Below are 25,189 nucleotides of genomic sequence, written 5' to 3' on the forward strand. Positions count from 1 at the left end.
CGATGCCACGACGCAAGGAAAGAGGCCCCTGGTTCTGGCGCGGCGCGATTGCGCTGATGCTGACATCCGTATTCGGATTGTTCGCGGCTGCCGCCATGAACCAACCCCCGGCAACGGATGAGGAGACCGGCTGCCGTCTGGACCGGCAGGACCCGTCGCATACGATCGTGCTGGTCGACCAGTCCGACCCGTTCAATGCCACGGATGTGGCGTGGGTGCGGGCGCTGCTGGAAGATGAGGCGCGGGCGTTGCCCAAGTTCGGGCGGCTGACGCTGAGCGTGCCGAATGCCGCTTCCTCCTACGACCCGGTGACGGTGTGGACCGGCTGTTCTCCGGGCAGCGCAGCGGCGGCCAATCCCATATTCCAGAACCCTAAGATGATCGAGCAGGCCTGGCAGGCGAAGTTTCACAAGCCGCTTATGGCCGGCGCCGAGACGGTGCTCATTGACAATGTAGCGCCCAACTCGCCGTTGATGGAGGCAATGTTCACGCTGGGTGACCGGCCTGATTTTCAAGGCAATGTGCCCGCGCGCCGGCTTATTCTGGTGTCTGACCTGATGCAGCATTCGAAAGAATTTTCGATGTACAAGACCGGCACGGCCTGGGAGGCGTTCGAAGGATCGCCGTTGATGGATATGCGGCCCGGCCTGGAGGGCGTTGAAGTCGTCGCGCGCGTTGTTCCGCGTCAGGAGTATGCGTTGCCGCTGGGCGAGGTGAAGGCGTTCTGGCAGCGCTGGTTCAAGGGAACGGGCGCGGTATACGGATCGGTGACTTGATGTGATCGTTCGGCGGTGTTGCTGGGCCCTTTAGGCTCAGTATGCCGTTGCGACCTCCATCAGCTGGTCGCGCAAGGCGCCGGGATTGCCGGAGATGTGGGTGTCCACTTCGCTGTGCGTGGCGCGCCAGATGGGCACGGCGGCGGCGAGGACCTTGCGGCCGGCGGCTGTCAGGATCAGGCGGCGGGAGCGTTTGTCGTCCTTATCCGGAACAATTTCGACATAGCCCAGCCGCTCCAGCGGCTTGAGGTTGGCTGTCAGTGTCGTCCGGTCCATCGCCAGGAAAGTGGCAGCTTCGCCCAGGCGTGGTGGGTCTGGCCGGTTGAGCGACATCATCAGCGAATACTGCCCGTGACTGATGCCGAGCGGGGCGAAGGCGGCATCGAACCGGCGCGCCAGCGTGCGGGCTGCGCGGTGCATGCCAAAACACAGGCACCGCCCGTAAACTTCCAGAGTCGTCTCGAAAGGCAGATCTGTTTTCATGACAAATATAATATGTTGACATCAACGTTTTGGTCAAGGAAAAACATGCACAGCCCGCCGGAGAGGCGGGGTTGAGCCATGGATAAGGCAGGCGCGCAGCGCCGCTGATGAGTGATGGAGGACCGCGATGCGGGAAGTGACGGCGTATAACTGGGTGCCGGATTTTGCGCAGGGGTTTGTAAAGGATCTGCGCGTGCGCTGGGCTCTGGAAGAGGCGGGCCTCACCTATACGGAGCGCCTGATCGACCATGAGCAGAAGCTGCAGCCCGAACACATGGCGCGCCAGCCTTTTGCGCAGGTGCCGGTTTACAAGGATGACGGGGTGGAGATGTTCGAATCCGCCGCCATCGTGCTGCATATCGCGCAGGGGTCCGACGCGCTCATGCCGAAAGACGCTGCGGCGCGGGCGCGGGTGACGAGCTGGTGCTTTGCGGCGCTCAACTCCATTGAGCCTTACGTGATGAATGTAACGGGCACGCAGCTTTTCCATGCAGATGCGCCGTGGGCGGAGGGGTATCTGGCAAGCGCGCGCGGCATGCTCGACATGCGCCTGAACCAGCTTTCAGGCTGGCTGAAAGGGCAGGACTATCTGGAAGCCGGGCGGTTTACAGCCGCGGATCTCCTGATGGCCAGTGTTCTGCGGGAACTGGAACGGGATGGAACGCTCGGGCATTTTCCGGAGCTGGAGGCGTATTGTCAGCAGTGTCTTTCCCGTCCCGCATTCAGGCGGGCGCTGGAGGCGCAGCTCGCCGTTTTCGCCAAAGCCGAAGTGCCGGCTGGCGTCTGAGGAGGCAGCATATGACGAAGTATCTGATTTCATTTCCGAGTGAAGCCATGGTGGTCGCCGAAGACGACTTTCCAGCGGTCGTTGCTGACTCCCATGCGGTGATCGAGGAAGCCAAGGCGGCCGGGGTCTATGTGTTCGGCGGCGGGATAAACGAGCAGGTCGAGCCCGTGCAGGTCTCCTCCGATGGCGCGGTGTCGCCCGAGCTTTATCCCGGCAGCCAGCTCAAGGGCGGCTTTACGGTACTGGAAGTGCCCACGCGCGAGCAGGCTGTGGAATGGGCAAGGAAGATCGCGGTTGCCTGCCGGTGTGCGCAGGAATTGCGCGAGTTCCAGTATGATCCGGCAAGCTAGAGAGGGAAGAAAATGAGCGGGTTAGAGAAGAAAGTGCGCACCTGTCTGTGGTTTCAGAAAGGGGGCGTGAAGGCGGCGGAGTTCTACGTGACACTGCTGCCCGACAGCCGGATCGACGCGGTGTTTGAGCATGGCAATGCGGATGACCCGATGGTGGTGGAGTTCACCCTTGGCGGCGCGCCGATGATGATCCTGACGGGCGGGGACATGTACAAGCTGACCCCTGCGGCTTCCATCTCTGTGCTGACGAAAGACCAGGCGGAGACCGATAAGCTCTGGGCCGCGCTGCTGGAAGGCGGTGGGCAGGAGAGCATGTGTGGCTGGCTGGAAGACCGGTACGGCGTGGCCTGGCAGATCGTGCCGGAAATCCTTCCCCGGCTGATCTGTGATGAAGACCAGGCGGCAGGGCGCCGGGCGCAGCAGGCGATGATGCAGATGCGCAAGATCGATATTGCCGCGATCAAGGCGGCCTTTGCCGGGGAGGCTGTGCAATGAGCGAGAACAAGGTGAAGGGGCCGGCCTCCTATTTTCCCTCGATCGAGAAGACCTATGGCAAGCCGATCAGCCACTGGATGGAAGTGATCGACGGCATGGCGGGCCAGAAGCATATGGACATCGTCGCCGCGCTGAAGGGCGCGCACGGGCTGGGCCATGGTCACGCCAACGCGCTGGTGGCCGCGCACAAGGCCGCAGCAAGATAACTCTGTACGGAAGAAGGACTATTCGCACATGACTGAGAAGAAGCCTGTGGCAGAGATTGCCGCTGAAATGGGTATCGGGCTCGTAACTCCACACCTCACCTGTGAGGGCGCAGCGGCGGCGATTGATTTCTACAAGGCTGCGTTCGGCGCCGAGGAGATGATGCGCCTGCCGGGGCCGGATGGCCGGCTGCTGCACGCGGCGATCCGTCTCAATGGCAGCATGATCATGTTGAATGATCTGTACCAGGATATGAATGGCCATTCTCCGAAGACGCTGGGCGGAACGCCGGTGACGATACACCTGATGGTGGATGATGCCGACGCCGTGGCGGCCCGCGCGGTGAAGGCGGGCGCAAAGATCGTGATGCCGGTTGAGAATCAGTTCTGGGGCGACCGGTACGGCGTGGTGGAAGATCCGTTCGGCCATCACTGGTCGATTGCGGCGCCTGTCTGGCCGCCCAAATCGCCCGAGGAAATGGAAGCGGCGGCCAAGGCCGCCATGGCGCAGATGGCGCAATCATAAAAGGAGTGATGGTAGTGACATATGTAAGTGGATTTCTTCTGGCCGTGCCGACGGCCAACAAGGACGCCTATCGCAAGCAGGCCGAAGAGGCCTGGCCGATGTTCAAGGGCTATGGCGCGGTGGCTATGGTGGAAGGCTGGGGGGATGACGTGCCCCAGGGCAAGGTCAACTGCATCAACTCGGCCGTGAAGCGGAAGCCGGACGAGACCGCCATGTTCTCATGGGTGGTCTGGCCGGACAAGAAGACCAGCGATGAAGCCGAGCAGAAGATGATGGCCGACATGGAGGGCAAGGAATTTCCAGAAATGCCGTTTGATGGCAAGCGGATGATTGTCGGCGGCTTTGAAACCATCGTGGGCGATGCAACGGTCAAGACCGGCTATATCGACGGGACGGTTATCCCGGTGCCGGCGGACAAGCGGGGCGCCTATACCGCCGCCTCACACAAGATGGCGGAGCTGTTCCAGGAGTTTGGCGCCATTTCGGTCGTCGATGCCTGGGGGGATAACCTGCCTGAGGGCAAGGTCAATGATTTCCACACTGCCACCCTGCGCAAGCCCGAAGAAGCGGTGGTGTTCTCCTGGATCAACTGGAAGGACAAGGCCACGCGCGATGCGGGCTGGGAAAAGATCATGGAAGACCCGCGCATGCAGGAGTTTGGTCCGCATACGGTCGGGGCCGACATGGGCCGCATGATCTTCGGCAGCTTTGTTCCCCTTGTGGATGTCTGAACGCCAGCCGGGCATCTTTCCGTGAACTCTGCCTTGGGGCGCCTTTGCGGGCGCCCCTTTTTTTTCGGAAAGTGTCGGCGGCCGGGAAGGCGCGCGAAAATTCCGGATGCGGACATATTAACGCGGACGCAGCCCGATTAATGGGCTGGTAATGCATTTGAATAAATGCGCATTATTGCTGACAATTCTTTTTCATAAACCGCAACTGGCAATTAGATGGCATCTTTCAACAAAATTAATTCGTATCAGGAATATATTTTATGAAGAAGTTTCTCCTTACTTCGGCCGTGCTTCTCAGCGCGGGCGCTCCGGCATTCGCCGACGATCTTTCGACAGCCGCTGCGCCGGGCGCCTATAGCTGGACAGGCTTCTATGCCGGCGTGCATGCTGGCCCGACATGGCAGGATCGCAGCGCGGAGCGCGGCCTTGTTACGGGCAGCGTTGCGCCTGATTTCGACTATGACGCCAATCTCAACGAAGGCGGCCCCAGCGGCGGCGTTGCCGAGGGCAGCCCGCTTGCGGCGATCTTCCCGTCCGAGTTCGGCTCGTCCGAAAAAGTCGGCATGTCGGGCGGCGTTCAGGCCGGTTACAACCAGCAGTATGGCCGGTTTGCCCTCGGCTTTGAGGCAGACTTTACCGGCCTCGGCAGCAATGGCGGCGATGATGGCGCCGTGCAGGGCCTTACCGCCTCCAACCCCGCATTCGGTGACGCCGTGTTCGGGACCGATCTGCGCGTTCGCTCCAGCATGGACTATCTGGCCACAACCCGTCTGCGGGCGGGCGTCGTGACCGACCGTTTCCTGGTCTACGGCACCGGCGGCGCAGCCGTCGGCAACCCTGAGCATCAGGTGGACTTTTCTGCCGGCCTCACGGCGACGGGCGGCACACTGGTTGGCCCGCTTGATCGTTCAAACAGCTTCTCCGGCCGCAAGGACGACTGGAAGGGTGGCTGGACAGCCGGCGCAGGCGGCGAATTCGCCTTCACCGACAACATGACGCTGAAAGCCGAGTATCTCTATTATGATCTGGGCGAAACACATGTCGGCGCCACCTCGACCAGCGCGCCAGGCTTTGCGGCTGTGTACGGCTTTGAAAACAGAGGCCAGTCGGCCCGGATCGCCCTGAACCGCAAGTTCTGATCCGGTCTTCCGCAGCAATGAAAAGGGCGCCTTCGCGGGCGCCCTTTTTTATGCGGGTCTGTTGGGGCAGCCTCAGGCCAGGCGGCGGTTGAGCATCTCGGCGCGCTCTGAGCCATATTCGGGAACCAGCACGCCGAGCAGGCGCACAGCCTCCGCAGGCTGATGGTTCCGGGCGGTCTCGATCAGTTGCATCAGCTGCTTCTGGAAAAGCTCGTTCTGGATCGGCTCATAGCTGACCCGGTGGACACCGCTGATCGGCGTCGTCTGCAGGGCCTCATGCGGATAGGTCAGTTCTTCGTGCAGCTTTTCGCCTTCGCGCAGGCCCATCGTCTCGATGGCGATGTCGACATAGGGCACCTTGCCCTTGAGGCGGATCATCGTTTCGGCCAGCTGGCGGATCGGGATCGGGTCGCCCATGTCGAGCACATAGAGCCCCGCTTCGCCGCGCGTCTGTTGCAGCGAGGCGGCCTGAAGGACCAGCGCCGAGGCTTCCTCGATGGTCATGAAGAAGCGCGTTGCGTCGGGATCGGTAATGGTCACCGGGCCGCCCTGCGCAATCTGGCGCTCGAACAAGGGCACAACCGAGCCGGACGAGCCGAGCACATTACCGAAGCGCACCATGGCGCCGGCCATGCCGGAATCGGCCAGGATGCGGCCAATGCACAGCTCGGCGAGGCGTTTGGTGGCGCCCATGACATTGTCAGGATCGACGGCCTTGTCGGTTGAGATGAACACGAAGCATTTGGCGCCCGCCGCTACCGCGGACTGGGCCGCAATCCGCGCGCCGGACACATTGGTGAGGATCGCCTCGCAGGCATGGCGCTCCATCAGGGGCACATGTTTCAGGGCCGCGGCGTGGATCACGGTATCGGGCCGGGCGCCGGTGAAGATGTCCAGCATCCGCGCTTCATCGCGAATGTCGCCCAGATGGCAGCTGATCTTGAGCGCGGGCCAGTCGCGCTTCAGCTCCATCTCGATCTGGTAGAGATTGTATTCGGAGAAATCGATGATCGTCAGCTCGGCCGGGCTTTCCTGGGCGACCTGGCGCACGAGTTCGGACCCGATGGACCCGCCGCCGCCGGTAACCAGCACCCGCGCGCCGGTCAGGATCTTGCGCACAGGCTCCATATCGAGGTGGCGTTCGGGCCGGGCCAGCAGATCGGCCGGGCGCAGCCGCTCGAGCACCTGCGCGGCCGCGTCATGGCCCAGCGCCATGATCTCGGCGCCGTGGCGGGAGGTGACTTCCAGAACCTGCAGCATCACGGCGGGCGTTCGGGCCGGGCCGGTCAGCGCGATCCAGGGCGTCTCGCCATAGCGCAGCACCATGATTTCGATGATGTCGCTGAGTTCCTTGAGGCTGCCGAGAATCGGCACGCCGCGAACCGCGCGGCCGGGCTGGTGCGCGTCCATTTCAACCAGACCGAGTACGCGGACCGCCTGGCCCGAATCGCGGCCCTCAAGGCGGCGCAGCACATCGATCCAGCTCAGCTGGTCGCCGAGCAGCAGGATCGGTTGGCCATCCTTGGGCAATTGCTGGAAAATCTGCATCGGGCGCTGGGTCGAGCGCCAGCGCGCCACCATCCGGCCACCATATAGCGCCACGGTCCAGAAGCCGATGGCGAGCAGAAGGGTCGGAACCGGAGAGGACAGGGCGCCGTTCAACGTCACCATCACCGGCAGATAAAACAGAACGGTCAGCGCGATGATCTGTACAAGGCGCCAGGCGTCGGGCGCGCCCATATGGCGCCACACCTGACGGTGGATGCCGCCCAGTACCAGCGCCACTGCGGCTGCAACCATGAAGGCGCCGCTCGCAAGCAACCAGCTCTGATAGTTGAACAGCTCGCCAGATTCCTGGCTCAGATGTGTATCAAGATGGGCCGCCGTCATCGCCACGCCCGCCATGGCGATGTCAAACGTGAGTGTCAGGGCCATGGCACGCCGTGCGGCGTCTCTGGGTGTCACGTCTGGTACTCCCTCACACTCGTTCGTACAGAACGAACCACCCGTGTAGTGCCACTTTGGGTCACAAAAAGCAAAGCCTGCAACCCTATTTCAAAGCGCAATTCTTTGGCGCAGAAATAGAGCAACTCCGTGGCAAATTTGGGGCAGTCCCGGATACTGTAGTGGTTGCAGGCATTCGGCCTGTGGAATTCTGTGGTGGGCCCGGAGGGACTTGAACCCCCGACCAAACCGTTATGAGCGGTCCGCTCTAACCAACTGAGCTACAGGCCCCACACGGGATGTCGTTTAAGGGCCGCAGGCTTGCCACGCAACGGCCTTCTTCGGCATTGATGACTGACGCACCCAATTCTCGGGAACAATGAGGACATTGCCCATGAAACATCTCACCCTGTCTGCCGTCGCGCTGGTCATGGCCCTGGCGCCGGCTGCCTGCGCCCAGGGCGCCTCCGCCTACACTGCACCTGCCGGGAGCTCGCCGATGGCCCATCCAAACTCGATCCAGCCGGAAACCACCCTTCAGATCTCCGCTGAAGCGCGGGTCGACCGGGCCCCTGACATTGCCTTCGTTACCGCCGGTGTCACCGAAGAACGCGCCACCGCCTCCGAAGCGATGGCGGCGCAATCGGCTGCCATGAACGGTGTATTCGAAGCGCTGCGCGCCGCCGGCATCGCCGACCGCGACATGCAGACCTCGGGCCTCAGCCTTCAGCCCCGCTATGATTATGTCGAAACCGCTGACCGCGAAGGCGTGAAGCGCGGCGTGCAGAAGCTGGCCGGCTATGTCGCGTCGAATCAGGTGACGGTGCGCGTGCGCGATCTGGCCCGTCTGGGCGATACGCTCGACAGCCTCGTCTCCTCGGGCGGCAACACGCTTTCGGGCGTCAACTTCGCGATCGATGACGACAAGGAAGTGCGCAACGAAGCCCGCAGCAAGGCGATGAAGGATGCCATCGCCAAGGCCGAGCTTTACGCGTCGGCATCAGGCCTGCGCGTCGCGCGAATCGTGACCATCAGCGAAGGTTATGAGCACACGCCCCAGCCGATGCCGATGGCCCGTATGGCAATGGCGTCGGACATGATGGAATCCACCCCGGTTGCGGGCGGTGAAGTTGGCGTCACGGCGAATGTCAGCGTGCTGTTCGAGCTGACGAAGTAAGCGCCTACACGTAGCCTTCTGCGAGAAGGTCTTTCATGTCGATGAGGCCGGCCGGCGCGCCGGTCTCATCGACCACGAAGGCGTTCGAAATCCGGTTTTCGCTGAAGCTCTTGATCACGCTCATCATGCGGGCGTCCGGATCGATCGTGCGCGGGCCCGGCGTCATCACTTCGCGCGCGCTGGCGTTTGTGCGTCCCGCCAGAATCGCCCGGCGCAGGTCGCCATCGGTGACCATGCCGATCAGCTTGCGCGTTTCGTCGATAATCCCGACACAGCCTTTGCGGCCTTCGGATACGGCGATCACCAGCTCCTCAAAGCTCGCCCCGGCGCTGGCCAGCGGCAGGGGATCTTTGTGGTCGCGGATGTAATCGCCCGCCGTCTGCAATGTCCGGCCGAGCTTTCCGCCGGGATGGCGGAAGCCGAAATCTTCGGTCGAAAAGCCCCGGCGCGCCATCAGCACGATGGTCAGCGCGTCGCCGAGCGCCAGCGCCATGGTGGTCGATGAGGTGGGCGCCAGCCCATTGGGGCAGGCTTCGGGAACGGTCGGCAGCTCCAGCAGCACATCAGCGTAGCGCCCGAGGGTCGATTCGCGCGCCCGCGTCATCGCGATCAGCGGGATCGCATTGCTCTTGCAGTAGCGCAGCAGGTCGATCAGCTCGCGGCTTTCGCCCGAATAGGAAATCGCAATCACAACCGAGCCCGGCACGATCATGCCGAGATCGCCATGGCTGGCTTCGGTCGGGTGCAGGAAGAATGAAGGCGTACCGGTCGAGGCGAGGCTGGCGGCAATCTTCTGGCCGATATGGCCTGACTTGCCGACGCCCGCGACGATCACATGCCGGTCGGTCGCCAGGATGGTGCTGACCGCCTCCTCCAGAGAGGGGCCGAGCGTCTGCTCCAGCTTTTCCAGCGCATTCCGCTCTGTGCGGATGACATTCCGGGCGAGGTCGAGATCGGATTGTGAGGTCAAGACAGTGATACTCCGCACGCCAGGCTGGCGCTGGTGCCTTGTCCTAGAATTAGAAGGCGGCATCAAGCCCTGCCGGCCAGAGCCCAGGCCGGGCCCCAAGCTGGCCGTTAGCCCGTCAGCGCCGTCAGCGGCGGCGCAGCTGACGGCGGGTGTAGTCCATGACCGCCTTGGCAGCCGCAGCTTTCGCAGCCTGGCTCGCCTCATATTCAGAGACCGAGATGGTGTCCGCGGCAGCGGCAGCAGCCGGGAGGGCTTGCGGCGCTTTGGCGGCGGCGCCGGTCTGTGCCTGCTGATAGCCCGAAACGGTCAGCGAGTCGGGCACCTTGTAATCAGGGGCCTTATACTCTGCCACTTTGGATTCCGGGGCCTTGGGCTCTGGAGCGACAGTCTTGGGCGTGTTGGCAATTTCCGGCACCACTTCCAGGGTCGGAGCCTGCTCGGCCGCGTCGCCTTCGGCGATTTCCGCCTCTTGCAGAACTTCGGCAGGCTGTGTGCCGGCCTGTTCGGCAAGGATCGCGCTCAGGGGCCGGCCATTGAGCATTGGCTCTGCGGCGGCATTGGGGTTGAGCGGCGTATCGAGCGCCGCAAACGACATCAGCTTCGTGTTCGGATCGATCAGGTCCGGCGTCTGTCCAATCGAGACGAAAGCGGACTCGACGAGCTCGGTCACATGCGCGTCGCGCGACTTCGCCGAAGCTCCGCCCAGCACGATCGCGATCACGCGGCGGCCATCGCGCTCAGCCGAGGTCATCAGGTTGAAGCCCGATGCGCGGGTGTAGCCGGTCTTGATGCCGTCCACGCCATCGACGCTGCCGATGAGGTTGTTGTGGCTCTTGTAGGTCATCCCGCCCCAGCTGAAGCGCTGGTTCTGGAAGTAGTGGTAATAGGGCTCGTGATTGTCGAGCAGGGCGTCAGCCAGGATCGCCAGATCGCGCGCCGTCGACAGCTGCGCGGTGTCCGGCAGGCCCGACGCATTGCGGAACGTGGTGTTGGACAGGCCGAGATCGCGGGCCTTGTCGGTCATCATCGCGGCGAACTTGCGCTCCGACCCGCCGAGGAACTCGGCAACGGCAGCGGCCACGTCATTGGCGGATTTGGTGGTGAGGGCGTAGATCGCATCCTCGACGGTAATCGTATCGCCCGCTCTCAGACGCAGGTTCGAGGGCGGCTGGGCCGCAGCATTGCGCGAAACCTTGATCTTGTCCTTGAGGCTCACATCGCCCGCGTCGATGGCATCGAACAGCAGGTAGAGCGTCATCACTTTGGTCAGCGAGGCCGGGTAGCGCGGGTCATCCTGATTGCGGGCGTGAAGAACCTCTCCGCTATCAGCATCCACAACGATTGCGGCGTATTTCTCAGCATGCGCAGACGGCGCCATGACGGCGGCGGTGATCGATACTGAGGCTGCGATGGCCGACCCGCGAAACGCACGAGACCAGACTTTTGCTGCCATTGGCTGCACCCTCCAGAACTTAACACGCCCCCCGGACTTTCCAGGCTCACCCTAGATTCCGCTAATTCTATTGACCACAGCTTAACGCAGGATGACTGGTCAATGTTTTGTAATCTCCAGATGCCATGCAAATCCCGTGCAAAATGATTAATGTTGCGGCGCACAATAAATATTGCGACCGCGAAGGGAATGTGCTATTTTAGGGGAAATCGAAATCCCGTACAAAAAGGATGTTCCCATGGCTAAAACCACCAAAACTGCTCCTCGCGCGAAGGCTGAAGCCCGTCCGACCGAGGCCGCTACCAAGACCATCGAGTCTGGCATGGACACCATGGCGGGCATCGCCTCGAAATTTTCCGGTTACACCGAAGACGGCGTGAAAGCGCTGAAAGACAGCGCTGCGCTCTCCACCGAGACGATGCGCGAAATCGGCAGCCGCAACATGAACTTCATGACCCAGGCCATGGAACAGGGCGTTGAGCTGACCCAGGCGCTGGCTTCGGCCCGCGACCCCCGCGAAATGTTCCAGATCCAGTCGGGCTACGCCAAGTCGATGTTCTCGGCCTACACCGCCGAGTTCACCGCCCAGTCCGAGCTCTGCATGGGCGCCTGGCGCGAAGCGGCCAAGCCGTTCATGTCGCGCTTCGCGAAGTAAGTTTCAAACCTCTGGGTTTCGGGCTCCGGCGTTCCTCCCCGCCTCCGGACGTAGAGTGAAAGTGTAGATTTTAGAGGCCGGGCCGGTTGGTCCGGCCTCTGTCATTTCCGGGACATGCCGCCCGCCCTTGCAGCTGACGCTGCGTCCACTGTCGCAGAAACGTCAAACCGGGTTCGCCCCCGCCGCGAACCGATCTATGATCGGTCCAGATCGGCCTCGTGGGGGAAGTCGCAATGATACAGGATCGTCAGGGTAATCCGCTGGCGGGCGCCAGCCCGAAGGCGGCGGAGCTGTTTGATCTCTCGTGCCGGCGCTTTGCCCGCTTCCGGGGCGATCCGGTCGAGCCGCTGGACGAAGCCATCGCTGACTCGCCCGACTTCGGCATGGCGAAGATTGCCAAGGCCTGGCTCTATGTCACCTCGACCGAGCCTGGTGCGACGGCCGGCGCGCGGCGCCTGCTGCGCGACATCGAGAAGGAAACCCCGCCCGGCACGGAGCGCGAGATCGCCCATGTGAAGGGGTTGCAGGCCGCCACGCTGGGCAACTGGACTGAAGCCGGCCGCACGCTGGATCTCTGGTCGGCCTCCCATCCGCGCGATTATCTCGCCCTCCTCATCGGCCATCAGATCGACTTTCTCACCGCCAATGCCCGAAACCTGCGCGACCGGATCGCCAGGGCCTTGCCCGCCTGGGACAAGCTGCCCGAGCGGTCATTTCTCCTCGGCATGCTCGCCTTCGGCCTTGAGGAGGCGGGCGACTATCCCCGCGCCGAGGCCGCAGGCCGCGAGGCGCTGGAGCGCGAGCCGACCGACAGCTGGGCCCACCATGCCGTGGTGCATGTGCTGGAAATGCAGGGCCGCGCCGAAGAGGGCCGCGATTTCATCCGCCGCCGCCGCGAACACTGGGCCCAGCCCGACAGCTTCCTGAAAATCCACAACTGGTGGCATCTGGCGCTCTGCCATCTGGAACTGGGCGAGTTCGAGGCCGCGCTGCAACTCTATGACGATGAAATTCGGGCCGGCGAAAGCGGCATCGCGATGAACCTCGCCGACGCCGCCGCGCTGCTCTGGCGGCTGCATGTCATCGGCGTTGACCTCGGCGAGCGCTGGGAGGAACTGGCCGACGCCTGGACCCAGCATGCCGATGGCCGCTGCTATCCCTTCAACGACATGCACGCCGCCATGGCCTTCATTGGCGCAGGCCGCCGCAATGACGCGCTGGACCTGCTGGTCGCCGCCGAAGGCGCTGATCCCGGCGAGATGCGCGACTGGATGGCCCATACCGGACGCCCGGTCATCGAAGGGCTGGTTGCGTTCGGGAAGGGCAAATATGCCGATGCCGCCGAGCTGCTTTTTCCTGCGCGCCAGATTTATGCCAGCTTTGGCGGTAGCCATGCGCAGCGCGACGTGATCGACTGGACACTGACAGAAGCGGCCATTCGCGGCCGCCTGCACGGGCTGGCCGATTCGCTGATTGCCGAGCGCTTGTCGCTGCGTCCCGGCAGCCGCGTGAACCGGGCCTTTGCCGCGCGCGCCCGGCGCGAGCATTGATGTGGCGGGTTTTTAAGCAGGAGGCGACAACGCCGTGACGGACTTTCTCGACTTTCAGACCCTGAAGCGCCCGCCCAAGCCGAACACGGCCCTGATTGCGCCTGAAGGGTTCACGCCGCTGGAGACGCCGGACGGCGCCCCGCCCGTGCTGCCCTTTCCGCCCGCGGAAACCTTCGCGCGCCTGCTTGCCATGATCGAGGCCGAGCCCGGCTGGAAGCTGGTTGCTGCTGATGGCGCGACAGGACGGCTGCGTTTTATCGCTGTAACGAAGCTGCTGCGGTTTAAAGATGATGTGGACGTTACCATATTGCCCGTCGATGGCGCGCCGAGCCAATCGACATTCGCTGCCTATTCGCGTTCGCGTGTCGGCTATTCAGATCTTGGAACCAATCGGAAGCGTCTTGACGGCCTTTCCGCTGCGCTCAGTCTGCCGTGAAAGCGTGCAGAGCTGGATATAAGCGGTAAATGCATCTTCAATCTCGCACAGGAACGTATATCTTGAACACCATGAGCAGCGATTTCGATCAGGTCCGCATGAACGGATCATCGAACTCCGGTAGCCCAGGGGGCGGCCAGACGGGGGACGATGATGGCACAGGGTTTGACCTGGCCACCGAAACGCGGATCAAAACCAAGAAGCCGTCGCTCTACCGGGTTCTGCTTCTCAATGATGATTACACGCCGATGGAATTCGTCGTGTTCATCCTCGAGCGTTTCTTTAATCGCTCCCGCGAGCAGGCGACCCGGATCATGCTTCACGTCCACCAGAAGGGTGTTGGGCTGTGCGGGGTCTATACATACGAGGTTGCCGAGACGAAGGTAGCCCAGGTGCTCGACCTTGCCCGCCGCCATGAACATCCTCTCCAATGCGTCATGGAGAAAGAAGACTAAGCCACTATATACTCATCATAAGCCCCGTTCACACACACCCCCGGAAGGCTACCTCCTTTGCCACGTCTCTCACCGTCTCTCGAAACCGCCCTCGAAAAGGCCCTCATGCTCGCGTCCGAACGCGATCATGAATACGCCACGCTCGAGCATCTCCTTCTGGCGCTCACCGAAGATGAGCACGCCCGTGAAGTCATGGGGGCCTGCAAGGTAGATATCGAGGCCCTCCGCGGAGACCTGACCCGCTACATTGACGAGGAGCTTTCCAGCCTCATCGTTGATGACAGCGAAGGCCGGGTCCAGCCGACGGCTGCCTTCCAACGCGTCGTTCAGCGCGCCATCCTGCACGTCGAAAGCTCGGGCCGCGAAGAAGTGACGGGCGCCAACGTCCTCGTCTCGATCTTCTCCGAGCGCGAAAGCCATGCCGCCTACTTCCTGCAAGAGCAGGACATGACCCGGTATGACGCGGTGAATTTCATCTCTCACGGCGTCGCCAAGCAGCCGGGCATGTCACGCCCGTCTACCCCGCGCGGCGCAGAAGCCTCAGAGGAAGAACCGGTGAAGCAGGGCCATGAGGCACTCGACACCTATTGCGTGAACCTCAACGCCAAGGCGCGGGCCGGCAAGATCGACCCGCTGATCGGCCGCGACATGGAAGTGAACCGCTGCATTGAGGTTCTCTGCCGCCGCAACAAGAACAACCCCATCCTCGTCGGCGATCCCGGGGTGGGCAAAACGGCCATTGCCGAAGGCCTTGCCAAGCGCATCGTCGATGGCGAAGCGCCCGAAATCCTGGACGACGCGATCATCTGGTCGCTCGACATGGGCGCCCTGCTGGCCGGCACCCGCTATCGCGGTGACTTTGAAGAGCGCCTCAAATCGGTGATGAAGGAACTCGAGCAGCAGGAAAAAGCCATCCTGTTCATCGACGAGATCCACACCATCATCGGCGCCGGCGCTACGTCCGGCGGCGCGATGGATGCCTCCAACCTGCTGAAGCCTGCGCTCCAGTCCGGCGGCCTGCGCTGCATGGGCTCGACCACCTTCAAGGAATACAAACAGCACTTCGAGAAGGACCGCGCGCTTTCCCGCCGCTTCCGCAAGATTGATGTGGTGGAGCCAACCGTTCCGGACACGATCAAGATCCTCACGGGTCTGAAATCGAAGTTCGAGGATTTCCACGGCCTGAAATACACCAACGACGCCATCAAGGCGGCCGTCGAGCTGTCAGACCGCTACATCACCGACCGCAAGCTGCCCGACAAGGCGATTGATGTCGTTGACGAGGCCGGCGCCGCCCAATGGCTGCTCCCCGCTTCGAAGCGCAAGAAAACCGTCGGCATCCGCGACATCGAAGCCGTCGTCGCCAAGATCGCGCGCATTCCGCCCAAGCAGGTTACGTCTGACGACGCCGCGGCGCTGAAATCGCTCGACGCCGACCTCAAGCGCGTCGTGTTCGGCCAGGACGAAGCCATCGAAGCCCTCGCGGCCTCGATCAAGCTCGCCCGCGCCGGCCTGCGCGAGCCCAACAAGCCCATCGGCTCCTACCTGTTCACCGGCCCCACGGGCGTTGGTAAAACAGAAGTTGCCAAACAGCTTGCCTCCATCATGGGCGTCGAGATGCTGCGCTTCGACATGTCCGAATACATGGAGCGTCATACCGTCAGCCGTCTGATCGGCGCGCCTCCGGGCTATGTCGGTTATGATGAAGGCGGTCTGCTTACGGACGGTGTGGACCAACACCCCCACTGCGTCCTCCTGCTCGACGAGATCGAGAAGGCCCACCCGGACCTCTTCAACATCCTGTTGCAGGTGATGGACAATGGCGCGCTGACCGATGCCAACGGCCGCAAGGTCGACTTCCGCAATGTCATCGTCATCATGACGACGAATGCGGGCGCGTCGGACGCGGCGAAAAACTCCATCGGCTTTGGCCGTGGCAAGAAGGACGAAGAGCAGGAAGAGGCGCTCAAGCGCATGTTCACGCCCGAGTTCCGCAACCGCCTCGACGCCATCGTCACCTTCGGTGGCCTCACCCCGCAGATCATCGACCGCGTCGTCGAGAAGTTCATCCTTCAGCTGGAAGTTCAGCTGGAAGACCGCAACGTCTCCATCGAAGTGTCGAAACCAGCGCGCGAATGGCTGGCTAAGCGCGGCTTTGACGCTGAAATGGGCGCGCGGCCTCTGTCCCGCACGATCCAGGAATTCGTCAAGAAGCCGATGGCGGAAGAACTCCTCTTCGGCCAGCTCCAGAAGGGCGGCGTCGTCAAGATCGACCTCAACAAGGCCGGCGAAGAACTCACCTTCAAATACATCGCCGAACCGCCCAAGAAGAAGAAACCCACCAAGGACGCCACCGAAGAACCGGCGAACTGATCTTCTTCCAGCACGATAATCATCAAGGGCCGTCCCATCCGGGGCGGCCCTTTTGCTTTCCCCACCGTAACCACTCCCCAATCCTTCCAAACCCGCTAACCTCGCCGCAAAAGAACCTCGGGAGGAAATCAGATGGCCGCCAGCGTACAGGGAAAGTGCGACCCCAAATTCGCAAAAGTCCGTGAAGAGTTCGAGCGCAACTTCGCCGCGCGCGGAGAAGTCGGCGCCTCGGTCTGCCTCTCGGTAGACGGTCAGGTCGCGGTCGATCTCTGGGGCGGCATGGCCAATCCGGAGACCAGCGATCCCTGGCAGGAAGACACGGTCTCCATCGTCTTCTCCTGCACCAAGGCCGCCGTCGCCACCTGCGCCCACATCCTGATCGATCAGGGCAAGCTCAATCCGAGCGCGCTGGTGAAGGATTACTGGCCGGAATTCGCCAAGGCCGGCAAAGAGAAAACCACCGTCCAGATGATGCTCAACCATGAGAGCGCGCTGCCCACCCTGCGCGACCAGGTAAAGCCCGGCGGCTTTGGCGACTGGGATTACATGATCAAACGGATGGAAGACGAGGAAGCCTTCTGGGAGCCGGGCACGCGCAACGGCTATCACATGGTCAATTTCGGCTGGACGGTCGGCGAACTTGTCCGCCGCGTCTCGGGCAAATCGCTCGGCACGTTCTTCCGCGAGGAAGTGGCGGAAAAAACCGGCGCAAAATTCTGGATCGGCCTGCCGGAAAGCGAAAACGTCCACATCGCCCCCATCCGCATGTATGAGCCAAAGCCCACCGATCAGCCTACGGAATTCACCATCGCGCTGATGGGCGACCCCAACTCTATCCAGCACAAATCCTTCCTCAACACCGGCGGGTGGGACTGGAACAACCGCCAGAACCAGGCCGCTGAAGTCGGCGGCGGCGGCGGGCTCTCCAATGCGCGCGGACAGGTCAAGTGGTATACGGAGCTTGCCACAAACAGTGGCAAACTCGTCTCGGCAGACCGCCTGGCCGCCATGGGCCGCGTCACTACCGCCACCCAGCGCGACGCAACCCTGCTCATCCCCTCGCGCTTTGCCTCGGGCTATATGAAATCCATGGACAATCGCGGCCTGAACCTTGGTCCCGGCACCAGCGCCATCATGGGCGAGGCGGCCTTCGGCCATGTTGGCGCCGGCGGCTCCATCGGCTTTGCAGACCCCGAAGCGGGCCTCGCTTTCAGCTACACCATGAACCAGATGGGCGGCGGCCTCCTGCTGAATGAGCGCGGTCAGAGCCTCATCGACGCGGCCTATCAGGCGCTCGGCTACCGCACCAACGCGCCGGGGTCCTGGGTGCGCTAAAGGTCGCCCGGCGGCGGCGCCCGGTCTGTTGGTATAAGGACCATGAACACCGTCGCCGCCACGGCCGCCAGCGCAACGCCGATCACAAGCGGCTGAGAAACAGACTGCGTCACCAGCGCGGTCATCCCTGCCGACCCCCAGGCAAACCCCACCGCGATCCGCTTCACGGCCGGGCGCACGGCGCGGCGTTCCTCAAACCGGCGCGCTTCCTTCAGCGCCGTGCGCAGAATGGGGATACTCTCCAGCCAGCGCGTCATCCGCTCGGAGGAGCGCGAAAACGCCCACAGCGCCACGATCAGAAACACCGTCGTCGGCATCCCCGGCAGGATCGCGCCAAGGATGGCAAGGCCTGTAAAAACAAGACCGATCAGAATGAAAAACGGCTTGGACATCAAGCGGCCAGCCCGCTGCGCGTGCGGGGCCGGTGGCGCATCAGGCAAATGTCACGGGCAAGCGCTCGGCGAGCCAGCCATCGGGGCCTTCAACCCCGCCCACCACATTATAAACCTGCGTAAAGCCAACGGCGCGTGCCTGCGCGGCAGCCTGGCCAGAGCGCTGGCCCGAGCGGCAGATGAACGCGACCGGCGCTTCAAACGCCCCGGCATGCGCCATCACCTGTTTAAGAAAGTCCTTGTCCTGAAGGGTTGCGCGCTTCGCGCCTTCCGGCACGCCGGTCTGGCGCCACTCTTCGGGCGTGCGCACGTCGATCAGCGTAATCTCGCCCGCGCGCAGCTTGTCATAAGCCTCGCGCGCCGAAAGGCGCTGCACGGGCGGCGCGGCGCGGGTCTCCGCCTTCAGGGAAAACATCGACGCGAGGATGGACTGGATGTTCATCGCCCTGGCTTACCCGGCCCCGCCAACCGTCAGGGAACCGACTTTCAGCGTCGGCTGGCCCACGCCCACGGGGATGGACTGCCCGGCCTTGCCGCACACACCCACGCCGTCATCCATGGCAAAGTCATTGCCGATCATCGTCACATCGCGCAGCACGGTCGGCCCATGGCCGATCAGCGTCGCATTCTTCACCGGGGCAACCACCTTGCCATTCTCGACGAGGTAAGCCTCCGTGCACTGAAAGACGAAGTTGCCGGAGGTAATGTCCACCTGTCCGCCGCCAAAATCCACGGCCCAAAGCCCGCGCTTGATCGAGGCGACAATCTCGCCGGGGTCTTTATCCCCGCCCAGCATCACGGTGTTGGTCATCCGCGGCATGGTCTGGGCTTCATAGCTTTCGCGCCGGCCATTGCCCGTGGGCGCCATGCCCATCAGGCGGGCGTTCATCCGGTCCTGCATATAGCCTTTGAGGATGCCGTCTTCGATCAGCACGGTGCGCTGCGTCGGCGTGCCCTCGTCATCAAACGACAGCGATCCGCGCCGCGCCTCGATCGAGCCGTCATCAATTACAGTCACGCCCCTGGCGGCAACCTGCTGGCCGATCTGGCCGGAATAGACGCTCGTGCCCTTACGGTTGAAGTCGCCTTCAAGGCCATGGCCAACCGCCTCGTGCAACAGCACAGCGGGCCAGCCAGGGCCAAGCACCACTTCCATCTCGCCGGCCGGGGCGGGGATGGATTTGAGGTTCACAGACGCCTTCTCAATCGCGCGCCGCGCCATCGCCTTCCAGCGCTCGGGCGCAATCCACTCATCATAGGCCGCGCGTCCGCCTGCGCCTGCGCCGGCCGATTCGCGCCGGCCGTTCTCTTCCAGCGTCACGGAAACATTGAGACGCACCAGCGGGCGCACTTCATGAAAATGCGCGCCGTCGGGCCGCAGGATGTCGATTTCCTTATGGCTGCCGGAGAGGGACACAGACACCTGCACCACGCGCGGGTCGCTGGCGCGGGCAAAGGCGTCGATCTCGGCCAGAAGGTTTGTCTTGTCGGTAAAGGCCGGCGCCAGCGTCGGGTCGATGGGGGCGTAAAGGCGGCGGTTGGTTGGCTGCGGGCCGGTCGCCAGTGTCCCGGAATGGCCGCGTTTGGCCTGCGCGGCGGTGTCGCCTGCGCGGCGAATGGCGTCGAGGGTCAGCTGCGAGGCATAGCCCGAGCCCTGCGCTTCGCCCGCCACAACCCGCAGGCCAAAGCCCTGATCGGTGTCATAGGCGGCCGATTTCAGCCGGCCATCGTCAAAAACGAAGCTCTCGGAGCGCGACCGCTCCACATAAAGGTCGCCATCATCGGCGCCGCGGGTGGCTTCGGCCAGGATGGCGGAAGCGGCTGTCAGGTCAAAGGGCAGGGGAGATTGGGTCATGTTCCCAAGATGCGGGCTTCCGCGCCCCCATACAAGGCCTTCTCTACAAGCCTCAGCCTGCGGGTTTGCCCGGCGGAAATGCGCTCAGCGCCTGTTCGGCAACGGCCCTCAGCGCCTCGCGGCTGAAGCCCGCCTTCGCCTGCACGGCCATCCCGTGCAGCACAGCCATCACGAATGCGGCGAGCGCTTCGGGGTTGGATGTTTCGGGCAGATCGCCGTCTTTCCGGGCTTGCATGAAGCGGTCCCGCAGCATCGCCTCGCCCGTCGCCCGCGCATCGATCAACGCCTGCCTCACCGGTTCCGCGTCATCAGACCCCGCCTGCGCGCTGTTGACCATCAGGCATCCGGGGTTTTCCGGAAACGCTGTGTTCAGGTCGATGGCCGCGCAGAAGACCCGCGCCGCCGCTTCCCGCGCGGTCGGCAGGTTCATCGCTTCGGGGAAGTAATCGAGATACCGGTCCTGATAGCGATCCAGCGCCTTCCGGAAGAACGCTTCCTTGTTGCCGAAGGCGGAATAGAGGGCTGGCCGCTCCACGCCGGTGGCTTCGGTCAGGTCCGAATAGGTCGCGCCTTCATAGCCCTTCCGCCAGAAGACACACAGCGCCGCATCCAGCGCCTTCTCCACATCAAATTCGCGATGGCGTCCCATCAGCGTTTCCTTTTTTGTAACAACCGTTACGAAATATCTTGAACTTCGCTTCCGATACCATAACTGACGTTATAATAACAATCGTTATGAAAAAACAAAGCTGCTGCAATCCTTCAGGAAAGCAGCGTTTCAGAGATCACGGAAAGGATTTCCATGTCGACCAAATTGAAGGGCCAGGTGGCCCTCGTCACCGGGGGCTCGCGCGGTCTCGGCGCGGCCATTGCTGAGGCGCTGGCAGATCAGGGCGCCGATGTTGCGATCAGCTATGTCGCGTCGGCGGAAAAGGCCGAGGCGGTTGTCGAAAAGCTGAAAGCCAAAGGCGTCCGCGCGCTCGCCGTCCGCAGTGATCAGGCCGATACGGCCGCCGCCGGGCCGCTGGTGGATGCCGTTATGGCGCATTTCGGAAAGCTCGACATTCTGGTCAACAACGCGGCCATCGCGGTGCAGGGCAGAACGGTTGATGATCCTGAACTGGAGACCGAAGCCTATGACCGCCAGTGGCAGGTCAATGTGCTGGGCGCTGTGGCAACCACACGCGCCGCGTCCCGCAAGCTGACGGATGGCGGGCGCATCATCTTCATCGGGTCAGGTCTTGGCAGCAAGGTGCCGTTCGCTGGCGTCGCCGACTATTCGGGCACGAAGGCCGCCATCGCCGGCTATGCCAGGGGCGTTCAGCGCGATCTTGGTCCGCGCAACATCACCGTCAATGTCGTCCAGCCAGGCATCATGCGGACGGATATGAACGCGGCCGTTGCCGACCAGCTGCCTCCGGGATTGATGGAAGCCCATGCCATCCAGCGGATCGCGACGGTGGAAGAGGTCGCCGCCGCGGTCACCTTCCTCGCCGGTCCGGATGCGGGCTACATCGCGGCGGGTGTTCTGGACATCTCCGGCGGTTTCCTCGCCTGAGCGATAGCGGGCGCAATATTCGAGTCGGGATTCGGGGCGGGTGGCCAACATCCGCCCCGATCTGTTTCAGCCAGATCTGTTTCAGCCCAATCTGATTCAATTCGTCTCCACCGTGAACCGGGCGAGCTGGTCATCGGTGGGGGTGTATTCCGGGTTCAGCTCCTTGGACTTCACGAAGTCGTAATAGGCCCCCTCCACATCGCCGGTGCGTTCGCGGGCCAGGGCCCGGTTGTAGTAGGCGGCATAGAGGTCGCTGGACTCCAGCTCGATCGCCCTGTCGAGCGACACGAGGGCCGAGTTATAGTCCTGCTGAAGGATATAGGCGGCGCCTTCGTTCAGCCAGGTCGGCCCGGAATCGGGCGATATGCGCTTGGAGGAGGCGTAGTCGCTCAGCGCTGAGTCCAGCTTGCCCTGCCGCATTCGCAGCACGCCGCGATTCGTGAAGGTGGCGGCGCGGTTGGACAGGTTGAGGGCCTCATGCGCCAGCGCCCGGCTGCACAGCTCCTCGGCGGCGGGGCCGGAAAGCAGGCTGTATTTCGCCGCCTCGTAACAATCCTTGGCGAGCCCCCCGCCCAGGACGGTCACTTGCGCGGTGGCTGCGGGGGTCAGGGCGACCAGAACCGCCGCAAATACAACTGTACGGATCATGTTTACCTCCCATATTTCGTTATAAGGCAAGTATAGCACGCGCCCCCCGGCCGGGCGATGCGCTGCGACAATTTTGAGCGCGGAAAACGCTGGGGTTCCCGGCGCGGCTGGTATAGTTAGAGGCCAAATTGAGACGAATTGGGGTTGAATCCGTGCGACACATTCTTGCCGCCCTCTCCGCTGCCTTGCTGGCCGGACCTGCCTTTGCGGCCGAGCCCGTAGATGGCGCGATCAATATGCAACCCGCTGCGACCCGAATCGCTGAGCGTGTGCATGACTTCCACAATGTGCTGCTGGTGATCATCACGGCCATCACGCTGCTGGTACTGGCGCTGATCATCTGGATCGTGGTGCGCTACAACCAGAAGGCCAACAAGGTCTCCCGCAAGTTCAGCCACAACACCATGATCGAAGTGGTGTGGACGGTTGTGCCGGCGCTGATCCTGGTCGGCATTGCGGGCCTGTCCTTCCCGAACCTCTACTATCAGAACGTCACGCCGAATCTCGGCCAGATCGTCGCCACCTCCAAACAGCTGCTGGCAGACGGCAAATCCGCCGAGCATCAGGCCTACACCCAGAACTACTTCCCTGATGCGGCCGAAGAAGGCTTCATCAACGTCAAGATCCAGGGCAACCAGTGGAACTGGACCTACACCTATGCCGACATCGTCGATGACGCCGGCATCCCGGTCGAGTTCGTGTCCAACGGTCTCCACAAAGGCACCTCGCGCGACGCCGATGCTCCGGCCGGCGCCCTGCGCCTCCTGGCCACCGACTATCCGATGGTCGTGCCCGAAGACCGCTATGTCCGCTTCTACACCGCCGCCGCTGACGTGATCCACTCCTGGGCCGTCCCGTCCTTCGCCGTGAAGGTCGATGCCATCCCCGGCCGCCTCAACGAGGGCTGGTTCCTCGTCAAGGAGCCGGGCGTCTATTACGGTCAGTGTTCCGAGCTTTGCGGTGTCGACCACGCCTTCATGCCGATCGAGGTCCGCGTCGTTTCACAGGCACAGTTTGACGCCTGGGCCGAGATGATGAAGGCCGGAGACTTTGACGGCGCTGCCGCGTCGGTCCGCCAGATTGCCTCGGCTGACGCCGGCGCTAAATTCGCTTCTAACTAGTTCCGAGAGAAAGAGCCTTTCCCATGCCTATGGACGAAGTCGCCCTCGATCACGGCCACGACAGCCACGATCACAAACCCGGCTTTTTTACCCGCTGGTTCTTCTCAACGAACCACAAGGACATCGGTACGCTGTACCTGATCTTCGCGCTCATCGCGGGTGTCGTCGGTTATTCGCTGTCCGGCCTCATCCGTTGGGAGCTTGCCGCTCCCGGCATTGGCCCGATGCTGTGGATTCAGACCACCTTCTTCGGCCTTGAGGGCGATGCCGCCGTCGCGGCTGCCAAACACTTCTACAACGTCGTGATCACCTATCACGGCCTCGTCATGATCTTCTTCATGGTGATGCCCGCGCTGATCGGCGGTTTCGGCAACTGGTTCGTGCCGCTGATGATCGGCGCGCCGGACATGGCCTTCCCGCGGATGAACAACATCTCGTTCTGGCTCACGGTTGCGGCCTTCATCCTCGCGGTGCTGTCGATGACGGTTCCGGGCGGCTCCGCCGGCAACGGCTTCGGTGGCGGCTGGACCCTCTATCCGCCGCTTTCCGGCTCGACCGGCCACCCCGGCCCGTCGATGGACCTCTTGATCCTGTCGCTGCACACCGCCGGTATCGCGTCCATCCTCGGCGCCATCAACTTCATCGTCACCATCCTGAACATGCGCGCACCCGGCATGACGCTGCATAAGATGCCGCTGTTCGCCTGGGGCATGCTGATCACTGCCGTCCTGCTGCTTCTGGCTCTGCCAGTGCTCGCCGGCGCGCTCACCATGCTGCTGACCGACCGTAACTTCGGCTCGCAATTCTTCGTGCCAGCGGGCGGCGGCGACCCCGTGATGTTCCAGCATCTCTTCTGGTTCTTCGGCCACCCCGAAGTGTACATCATGATCCTGCCGGCCTTCGGCATCGTCAGCCACATCGTGTCGACCTTCTCGAAAAAGCCGATCTTCGGTTATCTCGGCATGGCCTACGCCATGGTGTCGATCGGCGTCATCGGCTTCGTCGTGTGGGCCCACCACATGTACACCGTCGGCATGAACGTTGACCTGAAAGCCTACTTCGTGGCGGCCACCATGGTCATCGCGGTCCCCACCGGCATCAAGATCTTCTCCTGGATCGCGACGATGTGGGGCGGCTCGATCGACTTCAAACTGCCCATGCTCTGGGCCATCGGCTTCATCTTCCTGTTCACACTGGGCGGTGTCACAGGTGTGGTTCTGGCCAACGCCGGTGTCGACCATGCCCTCCACGACACCTATTACGTGGTGGCCCACTTCCACTACGTGCTGTCGCTCGGCGCCGTGTTCGGCCTCTTCGCGGGCTGGTACTACTGGTTCGAGAAGATGTTCGGCATCAAGTACAACAGCTTCCTGGGCGGCCTGCACTTCTGGCTGATGTTCATCGGCTCGAACCTCCTGTTCTTCCCGCAGCACTTCCTGGGTCTGCAGGGCATGCCGCGCCGTTACATCGACTATGCAGACGGCTTCGCCACCTGGCACCACTGGTCGTCGATCGGCTACGCGGTCACCCTCGTTGCCACCCTGATCTTCTTCTTCTCGCTGGCCGTTGCCTTCATCCAGCGCCGCAAGGCGGATGAAAGCGGCAACCCCTGGGGCGAAGGCGCCACGACGCTGGAATGGACCCTGCCGTCGCCGCCACCCTTCCACCAGTATAACGAACTGCCGGTGGTCAACACCAAGGGCGGCCACTAGGCACCGATCAGGCCCGCCGCACCGGGCTGGAGAATTGAACCAACCGGGGCGGCCCTCGCGCATCA

At 62.8% G+C, this 25,189-nt stretch carries 27 protein-coding genes and 1 tRNA gene; 18 read left to right on the top strand and 10 right to left on the bottom strand.

The window, feature by feature from the left end; genetic code table 11:
- Window positions 1-2: 2 nt before the first annotated feature.
- The gene (locus HNE_RS05020) at window positions 3-776 is read left to right on the top strand and encodes a hypothetical protein (protein WP_011646035.1); all 774 of its coding nucleotides are present in this window, start codon (window positions 3-5) and stop codon (window positions 774-776) included.
- Between the two features lie 36 nt (window positions 777-812).
- Here HNE_RS05020 and HNE_RS05025 read toward each other — a convergent pair whose 3' ends face one another.
- Entirely contained in the window at window positions 813-1,259 is a 447-nt protein-coding gene (locus HNE_RS05025; protein WP_011646036.1) for a MarR family winged helix-turn-helix transcriptional regulator, read from the bottom strand.
- Between the two features lie 127 nt (window positions 1,260-1,386).
- On the opposite strand from HNE_RS05025, the gene HNE_RS05030 reads away from it, so the two are divergent.
- The 7 genes from HNE_RS05030 (at window position 1,387) to HNE_RS17815 (ending at window position 5,490) form a co-directional block, all read left to right on the top strand.
- Complete coding sequence (locus HNE_RS05030) at window positions 1,387-2,046, top strand: glutathione S-transferase family protein (protein WP_011646037.1); 660 nt, start codon at window positions 1,387-1,389, stop codon at window positions 2,044-2,046.
- Between the two features lie 11 nt (window positions 2,047-2,057).
- Window positions 2,058-2,396, top strand: a complete 339-nt coding sequence (locus HNE_RS05035; RefSeq protein ID WP_035590031.1) for a YciI family protein — start codon at window positions 2,058-2,060, stop codon at window positions 2,394-2,396.
- A 12-nt stretch (window positions 2,397-2,408) separates the two neighbouring features.
- Window positions 2,409-2,891, top strand: coding sequence for a VOC family protein (locus tag HNE_RS05040; RefSeq protein WP_011646039.1), 483 nt, complete (start codon window positions 2,409-2,411; stop codon window positions 2,889-2,891).
- On the top strand, window positions 2,888-3,097 hold the full coding sequence (locus HNE_RS05045) for a DUF4287 domain-containing protein (RefSeq protein ID WP_011646040.1): 210 nt from the start codon (window positions 2,888-2,890) through the stop codon (window positions 3,095-3,097). Before HNE_RS05040 ends, HNE_RS05045 begins: the two co-directional genes overlap by 4 nt.
- Window positions 3,098-3,125: 28 nt before the next feature.
- Window positions 3,126-3,620, top strand: coding sequence for a VOC family protein (locus tag HNE_RS05050; RefSeq protein ID WP_011646041.1), 495 nt, complete (start codon window positions 3,126-3,128; stop codon window positions 3,618-3,620).
- 8 nt (window positions 3,621-3,628) lie between these two features.
- Window positions 3,629-4,351: a DUF1428 domain-containing protein gene (locus HNE_RS05055; RefSeq protein WP_233352003.1), complete on the top strand. Its 723-nt coding sequence runs from the start codon at window positions 3,629-3,631 to the stop codon at window positions 4,349-4,351.
- Between the two features lie 260 nt (window positions 4,352-4,611).
- A complete protein-coding gene (locus HNE_RS17815) occupies window positions 4,612-5,490 on the top strand; it encodes an outer membrane protein (RefSeq protein ID WP_011646043.1) in 879 nt (292 codons plus the stop codon).
- A 72-nt stretch (window positions 5,491-5,562) separates the two neighbouring features.
- Here the strand turns inward: HNE_RS17815 and HNE_RS05065 are convergent, their stop codons facing one another.
- Together HNE_RS05065 and HNE_RS05070 are read right to left on the bottom strand one after the other, a co-directional pair.
- Entirely contained in the window at window positions 5,563-7,425 is a 1,863-nt protein-coding gene (locus tag HNE_RS05065; RefSeq protein ID WP_011646044.1) for a nucleoside-diphosphate sugar epimerase/dehydratase, read from the bottom strand.
- A 223-nt stretch (window positions 7,426-7,648) separates the two neighbouring features.
- Window positions 7,649-7,725 (bottom strand) — tRNA-Ile (locus HNE_RS05070).
- Window positions 7,726-7,828: 103 nt separating this feature from the next.
- Between HNE_RS05070 and HNE_RS05075 the strand changes: the two genes are divergently transcribed.
- Window positions 7,829-8,611, top strand: a complete 783-nt coding sequence (locus HNE_RS05075) for an SIMPL domain-containing protein (protein ID WP_011646045.1) — start codon at window positions 7,829-7,831, stop codon at window positions 8,609-8,611.
- A 4-nt stretch (window positions 8,612-8,615) separates the two neighbouring features.
- On the opposite strand, the gene HNE_RS05080 is transcribed toward HNE_RS05075, so the two are convergent.
- Window positions 8,616-9,581 carry a KpsF/GutQ family sugar-phosphate isomerase gene (locus HNE_RS05080; RefSeq protein ID WP_035590030.1) on the bottom strand — a complete coding sequence of 322 codons (966 nt, stop codon included), beginning with the start codon at window positions 9,579-9,581 and terminating at the stop codon, window positions 8,616-8,618.
- 124 nt (window positions 9,582-9,705) lie between these two features.
- A complete protein-coding gene (locus HNE_RS17820) occupies window positions 9,706-11,034 on the bottom strand; it encodes a D-alanyl-D-alanine carboxypeptidase family protein (RefSeq protein ID WP_011646047.1) in 1,329 nt (442 codons plus the stop codon).
- Between the two features lie 238 nt (window positions 11,035-11,272).
- Between HNE_RS17820 and HNE_RS05090 the strand changes: the two genes are divergently transcribed.
- From HNE_RS05090 to HNE_RS05115, 6 genes are all read left to right on the top strand, one after another.
- On the top strand, window positions 11,273-11,689 hold the full coding sequence (locus HNE_RS05090) for a phasin (protein ID WP_011646048.1): 417 nt from the start codon (window positions 11,273-11,275) through the stop codon (window positions 11,687-11,689).
- Window positions 11,690-11,922: 233 nt separating this feature from the next.
- On the top strand, window positions 11,923-13,239 hold the full coding sequence (locus HNE_RS05095) for a tetratricopeptide repeat protein (RefSeq protein WP_011646049.1): 1,317 nt from the start codon (window positions 11,923-11,925) through the stop codon (window positions 13,237-13,239).
- 34 nt (window positions 13,240-13,273) lie between these two features.
- Window positions 13,274-13,675, top strand: coding sequence for a DUF1499 domain-containing protein (locus HNE_RS05100; RefSeq protein WP_011646050.1), 402 nt, complete (start codon window positions 13,274-13,276; stop codon window positions 13,673-13,675).
- Window positions 13,676-13,773: 98 nt separating this feature from the next.
- Window positions 13,774-14,130: an ATP-dependent Clp protease adapter ClpS gene (gene clpS / locus HNE_RS05105; RefSeq protein WP_011646051.1), complete on the top strand. Its 357-nt coding sequence runs from the start codon at window positions 13,774-13,776 to the stop codon at window positions 14,128-14,130.
- 57 nt (window positions 14,131-14,187) lie between these two features.
- A complete protein-coding gene (gene clpA, locus HNE_RS05110; protein WP_011646052.1) occupies window positions 14,188-16,503 on the top strand; it encodes an ATP-dependent Clp protease ATP-binding subunit ClpA in 2,316 nt (771 codons plus the stop codon).
- 132 nt (window positions 16,504-16,635) lie between these two features.
- The gene (locus tag HNE_RS05115; RefSeq protein WP_011646053.1) at window positions 16,636-17,838 is read left to right on the top strand and encodes a serine hydrolase domain-containing protein; all 1,203 of its coding nucleotides are present in this window, start codon (window positions 16,636-16,638) and stop codon (window positions 17,836-17,838) included.
- On the opposite strand, the gene HNE_RS05120 is transcribed toward HNE_RS05115, so the two are convergent.
- From HNE_RS05120 to HNE_RS05135, 4 genes are read right to left on the bottom strand one after another with little or no spacing between them, the layout of a single operon-like run.
- Complete coding sequence (locus HNE_RS05120; RefSeq protein WP_011646054.1) at window positions 17,835-18,230, bottom strand: YbaN family protein; 396 nt, start codon at window positions 18,228-18,230, stop codon at window positions 17,835-17,837. The two genes, HNE_RS05115 and HNE_RS05120, sit on opposite strands and share 4 nt — an antisense overlap.
- 40 nt (window positions 18,231-18,270) lie before the next feature.
- Entirely contained in the window at window positions 18,271-18,672 is a 402-nt protein-coding gene (locus tag HNE_RS05125) for a rhodanese-like domain-containing protein (RefSeq protein WP_035590027.1), read from the bottom strand.
- A 9-nt stretch (window positions 18,673-18,681) separates the two neighbouring features.
- A complete protein-coding gene (gene tldD / locus HNE_RS05130; protein ID WP_011646056.1) occupies window positions 18,682-20,085 on the bottom strand; it encodes a metalloprotease TldD in 1,404 nt (467 codons plus the stop codon).
- A 52-nt stretch (window positions 20,086-20,137) separates the two neighbouring features.
- Window positions 20,138-20,734 (bottom strand): TetR/AcrR family transcriptional regulator, encoded by a 597-nt coding sequence (locus tag HNE_RS05135; protein WP_011646057.1) that lies wholly within the window; start codon window positions 20,732-20,734, stop codon window positions 20,138-20,140.
- Between the two features lie 153 nt (window positions 20,735-20,887).
- Between HNE_RS05135 and HNE_RS05140 the strand changes: the two genes are divergently transcribed.
- Entirely contained in the window at window positions 20,888-21,643 is a 756-nt protein-coding gene (locus tag HNE_RS05140; RefSeq protein WP_011646058.1) for an SDR family NAD(P)-dependent oxidoreductase, read from the top strand.
- A 96-nt stretch (window positions 21,644-21,739) separates the two neighbouring features.
- On the opposite strand, the gene HNE_RS05145 is transcribed toward HNE_RS05140, so the two are convergent.
- Window positions 21,740-22,291, bottom strand: a complete 552-nt coding sequence (locus HNE_RS05145; RefSeq protein ID WP_011646059.1) for a tetratricopeptide repeat protein — start codon at window positions 22,289-22,291, stop codon at window positions 21,740-21,742.
- Window positions 22,292-22,443: 152 nt separating this feature from the next.
- Here HNE_RS05145 and coxB point away from each other — a divergent pair, with 152 nt between their 5' ends.
- Together coxB and ctaD are read left to right on the top strand one after the other, a co-directional pair.
- Entirely contained in the window at window positions 22,444-23,412 is a 969-nt protein-coding gene (gene coxB, locus HNE_RS05150; protein ID WP_011646060.1) for a cytochrome c oxidase subunit II, read from the top strand.
- Between the two features lie 23 nt (window positions 23,413-23,435).
- Window positions 23,436-25,124 (top strand): cytochrome c oxidase subunit I, encoded by a 1,689-nt coding sequence (gene ctaD, locus HNE_RS05155; protein WP_011646061.1) that lies wholly within the window; start codon window positions 23,436-23,438, stop codon window positions 25,122-25,124.
- The last annotated feature ends 65 nt before the right edge of the window (window positions 25,125-25,189 follow it).

This window comes from Hyphomonas neptunium ATCC 15444 (assembly GCF_000013025.1).
In the GTDB taxonomy this organism is placed as follows: Bacteria; Pseudomonadota; Alphaproteobacteria; order Caulobacterales; family Hyphomonadaceae; genus Hyphomonas; species Hyphomonas neptunia.

Bases quoted from the DNA above. Each gene is read 5' to 3' on its own strand.
- HNE_RS05020 (WP_011646035.1), top strand. From the start codon at position 3: ATGCCACGACGCAAGGAAAGAGGCCCCTGGTTCTGGCGCGGCGCGATT.
- HNE_RS05025 (WP_011646036.1), bottom strand. From the start codon at position 1,259: ATGAAAACAGATCTGCCTTTCGAGACGACTCTGGAAGTTTACGGGCGG.
- HNE_RS05030 (WP_011646037.1), top strand. From the start codon at position 1,387: ATGCGGGAAGTGACGGCGTATAACTGGGTGCCGGATTTTGCGCAGGGG.
- HNE_RS05035 (WP_035590031.1), top strand. From the start codon at position 2,058: ATGACGAAGTATCTGATTTCATTTCCGAGTGAAGCCATGGTGGTCGCC.
- HNE_RS05040 (WP_011646039.1), top strand. From the start codon at position 2,409: ATGAGCGGGTTAGAGAAGAAAGTGCGCACCTGTCTGTGGTTTCAGAAA.
- HNE_RS05045 (WP_011646040.1), top strand. From the start codon at position 2,888: ATGAGCGAGAACAAGGTGAAGGGGCCGGCCTCCTATTTTCCCTCGATC.
- HNE_RS05050 (WP_011646041.1), top strand. From the start codon at position 3,126: ATGACTGAGAAGAAGCCTGTGGCAGAGATTGCCGCTGAAATGGGTATC.
- HNE_RS05055 (WP_233352003.1), top strand. From the start codon at position 3,629: ATGGTAGTGACATATGTAAGTGGATTTCTTCTGGCCGTGCCGACGGCC.
- HNE_RS17815 (WP_011646043.1), top strand. From the start codon at position 4,612: ATGAAGAAGTTTCTCCTTACTTCGGCCGTGCTTCTCAGCGCGGGCGCT.
- HNE_RS05065 (WP_011646044.1), bottom strand. From the start codon at position 7,425: ATGGCCCTGACACTCACGTTTGACATCGCCATGGCGGGCGTGGCGATG.
- HNE_RS05075 (WP_011646045.1), top strand. From the start codon at position 7,829: ATGAAACATCTCACCCTGTCTGCCGTCGCGCTGGTCATGGCCCTGGCG.
- HNE_RS17820 (WP_011646047.1), bottom strand. From the start codon at position 11,034: ATGGCAGCAAAAGTCTGGTCTCGTGCGTTTCGCGGGTCGGCCATCGCA.
- HNE_RS05090 (WP_011646048.1), top strand. From the start codon at position 11,273: ATGGCTAAAACCACCAAAACTGCTCCTCGCGCGAAGGCTGAAGCCCGT.
- HNE_RS05095 (WP_011646049.1), top strand. From the start codon at position 11,923: ATGATACAGGATCGTCAGGGTAATCCGCTGGCGGGCGCCAGCCCGAAG.
- clpS (WP_011646051.1), top strand. From the start codon at position 13,774: ATGAACGGATCATCGAACTCCGGTAGCCCAGGGGGCGGCCAGACGGGG.
- HNE_RS05115 (WP_011646053.1), top strand. From the start codon at position 16,636: ATGGCCGCCAGCGTACAGGGAAAGTGCGACCCCAAATTCGCAAAAGTC.
- HNE_RS05120 (WP_011646054.1), bottom strand. From the start codon at position 18,230: ATGTCCAAGCCGTTTTTCATTCTGATCGGTCTTGTTTTTACAGGCCTT.
- HNE_RS05125 (WP_035590027.1), bottom strand. From the start codon at position 18,672: ATGAACATCCAGTCCATCCTCGCGTCGATGTTTTCCCTGAAGGCGGAG.
- tldD (WP_011646056.1), bottom strand. From the start codon at position 20,085: ATGACCCAATCTCCCCTGCCCTTTGACCTGACAGCCGCTTCCGCCATC.
- HNE_RS05135 (WP_011646057.1), bottom strand. From the start codon at position 20,734: ATGGGACGCCATCGCGAATTTGATGTGGAGAAGGCGCTGGATGCGGCG.
- HNE_RS05140 (WP_011646058.1), top strand. From the start codon at position 20,888: ATGTCGACCAAATTGAAGGGCCAGGTGGCCCTCGTCACCGGGGGCTCG.
- HNE_RS05145 (WP_011646059.1), bottom strand. From the start codon at position 22,291: ATGATCCGTACAGTTGTATTTGCGGCGGTTCTGGTCGCCCTGACCCCC.
- ctaD (WP_011646061.1), top strand. From the start codon at position 23,436: ATGCCTATGGACGAAGTCGCCCTCGATCACGGCCACGACAGCCACGAT.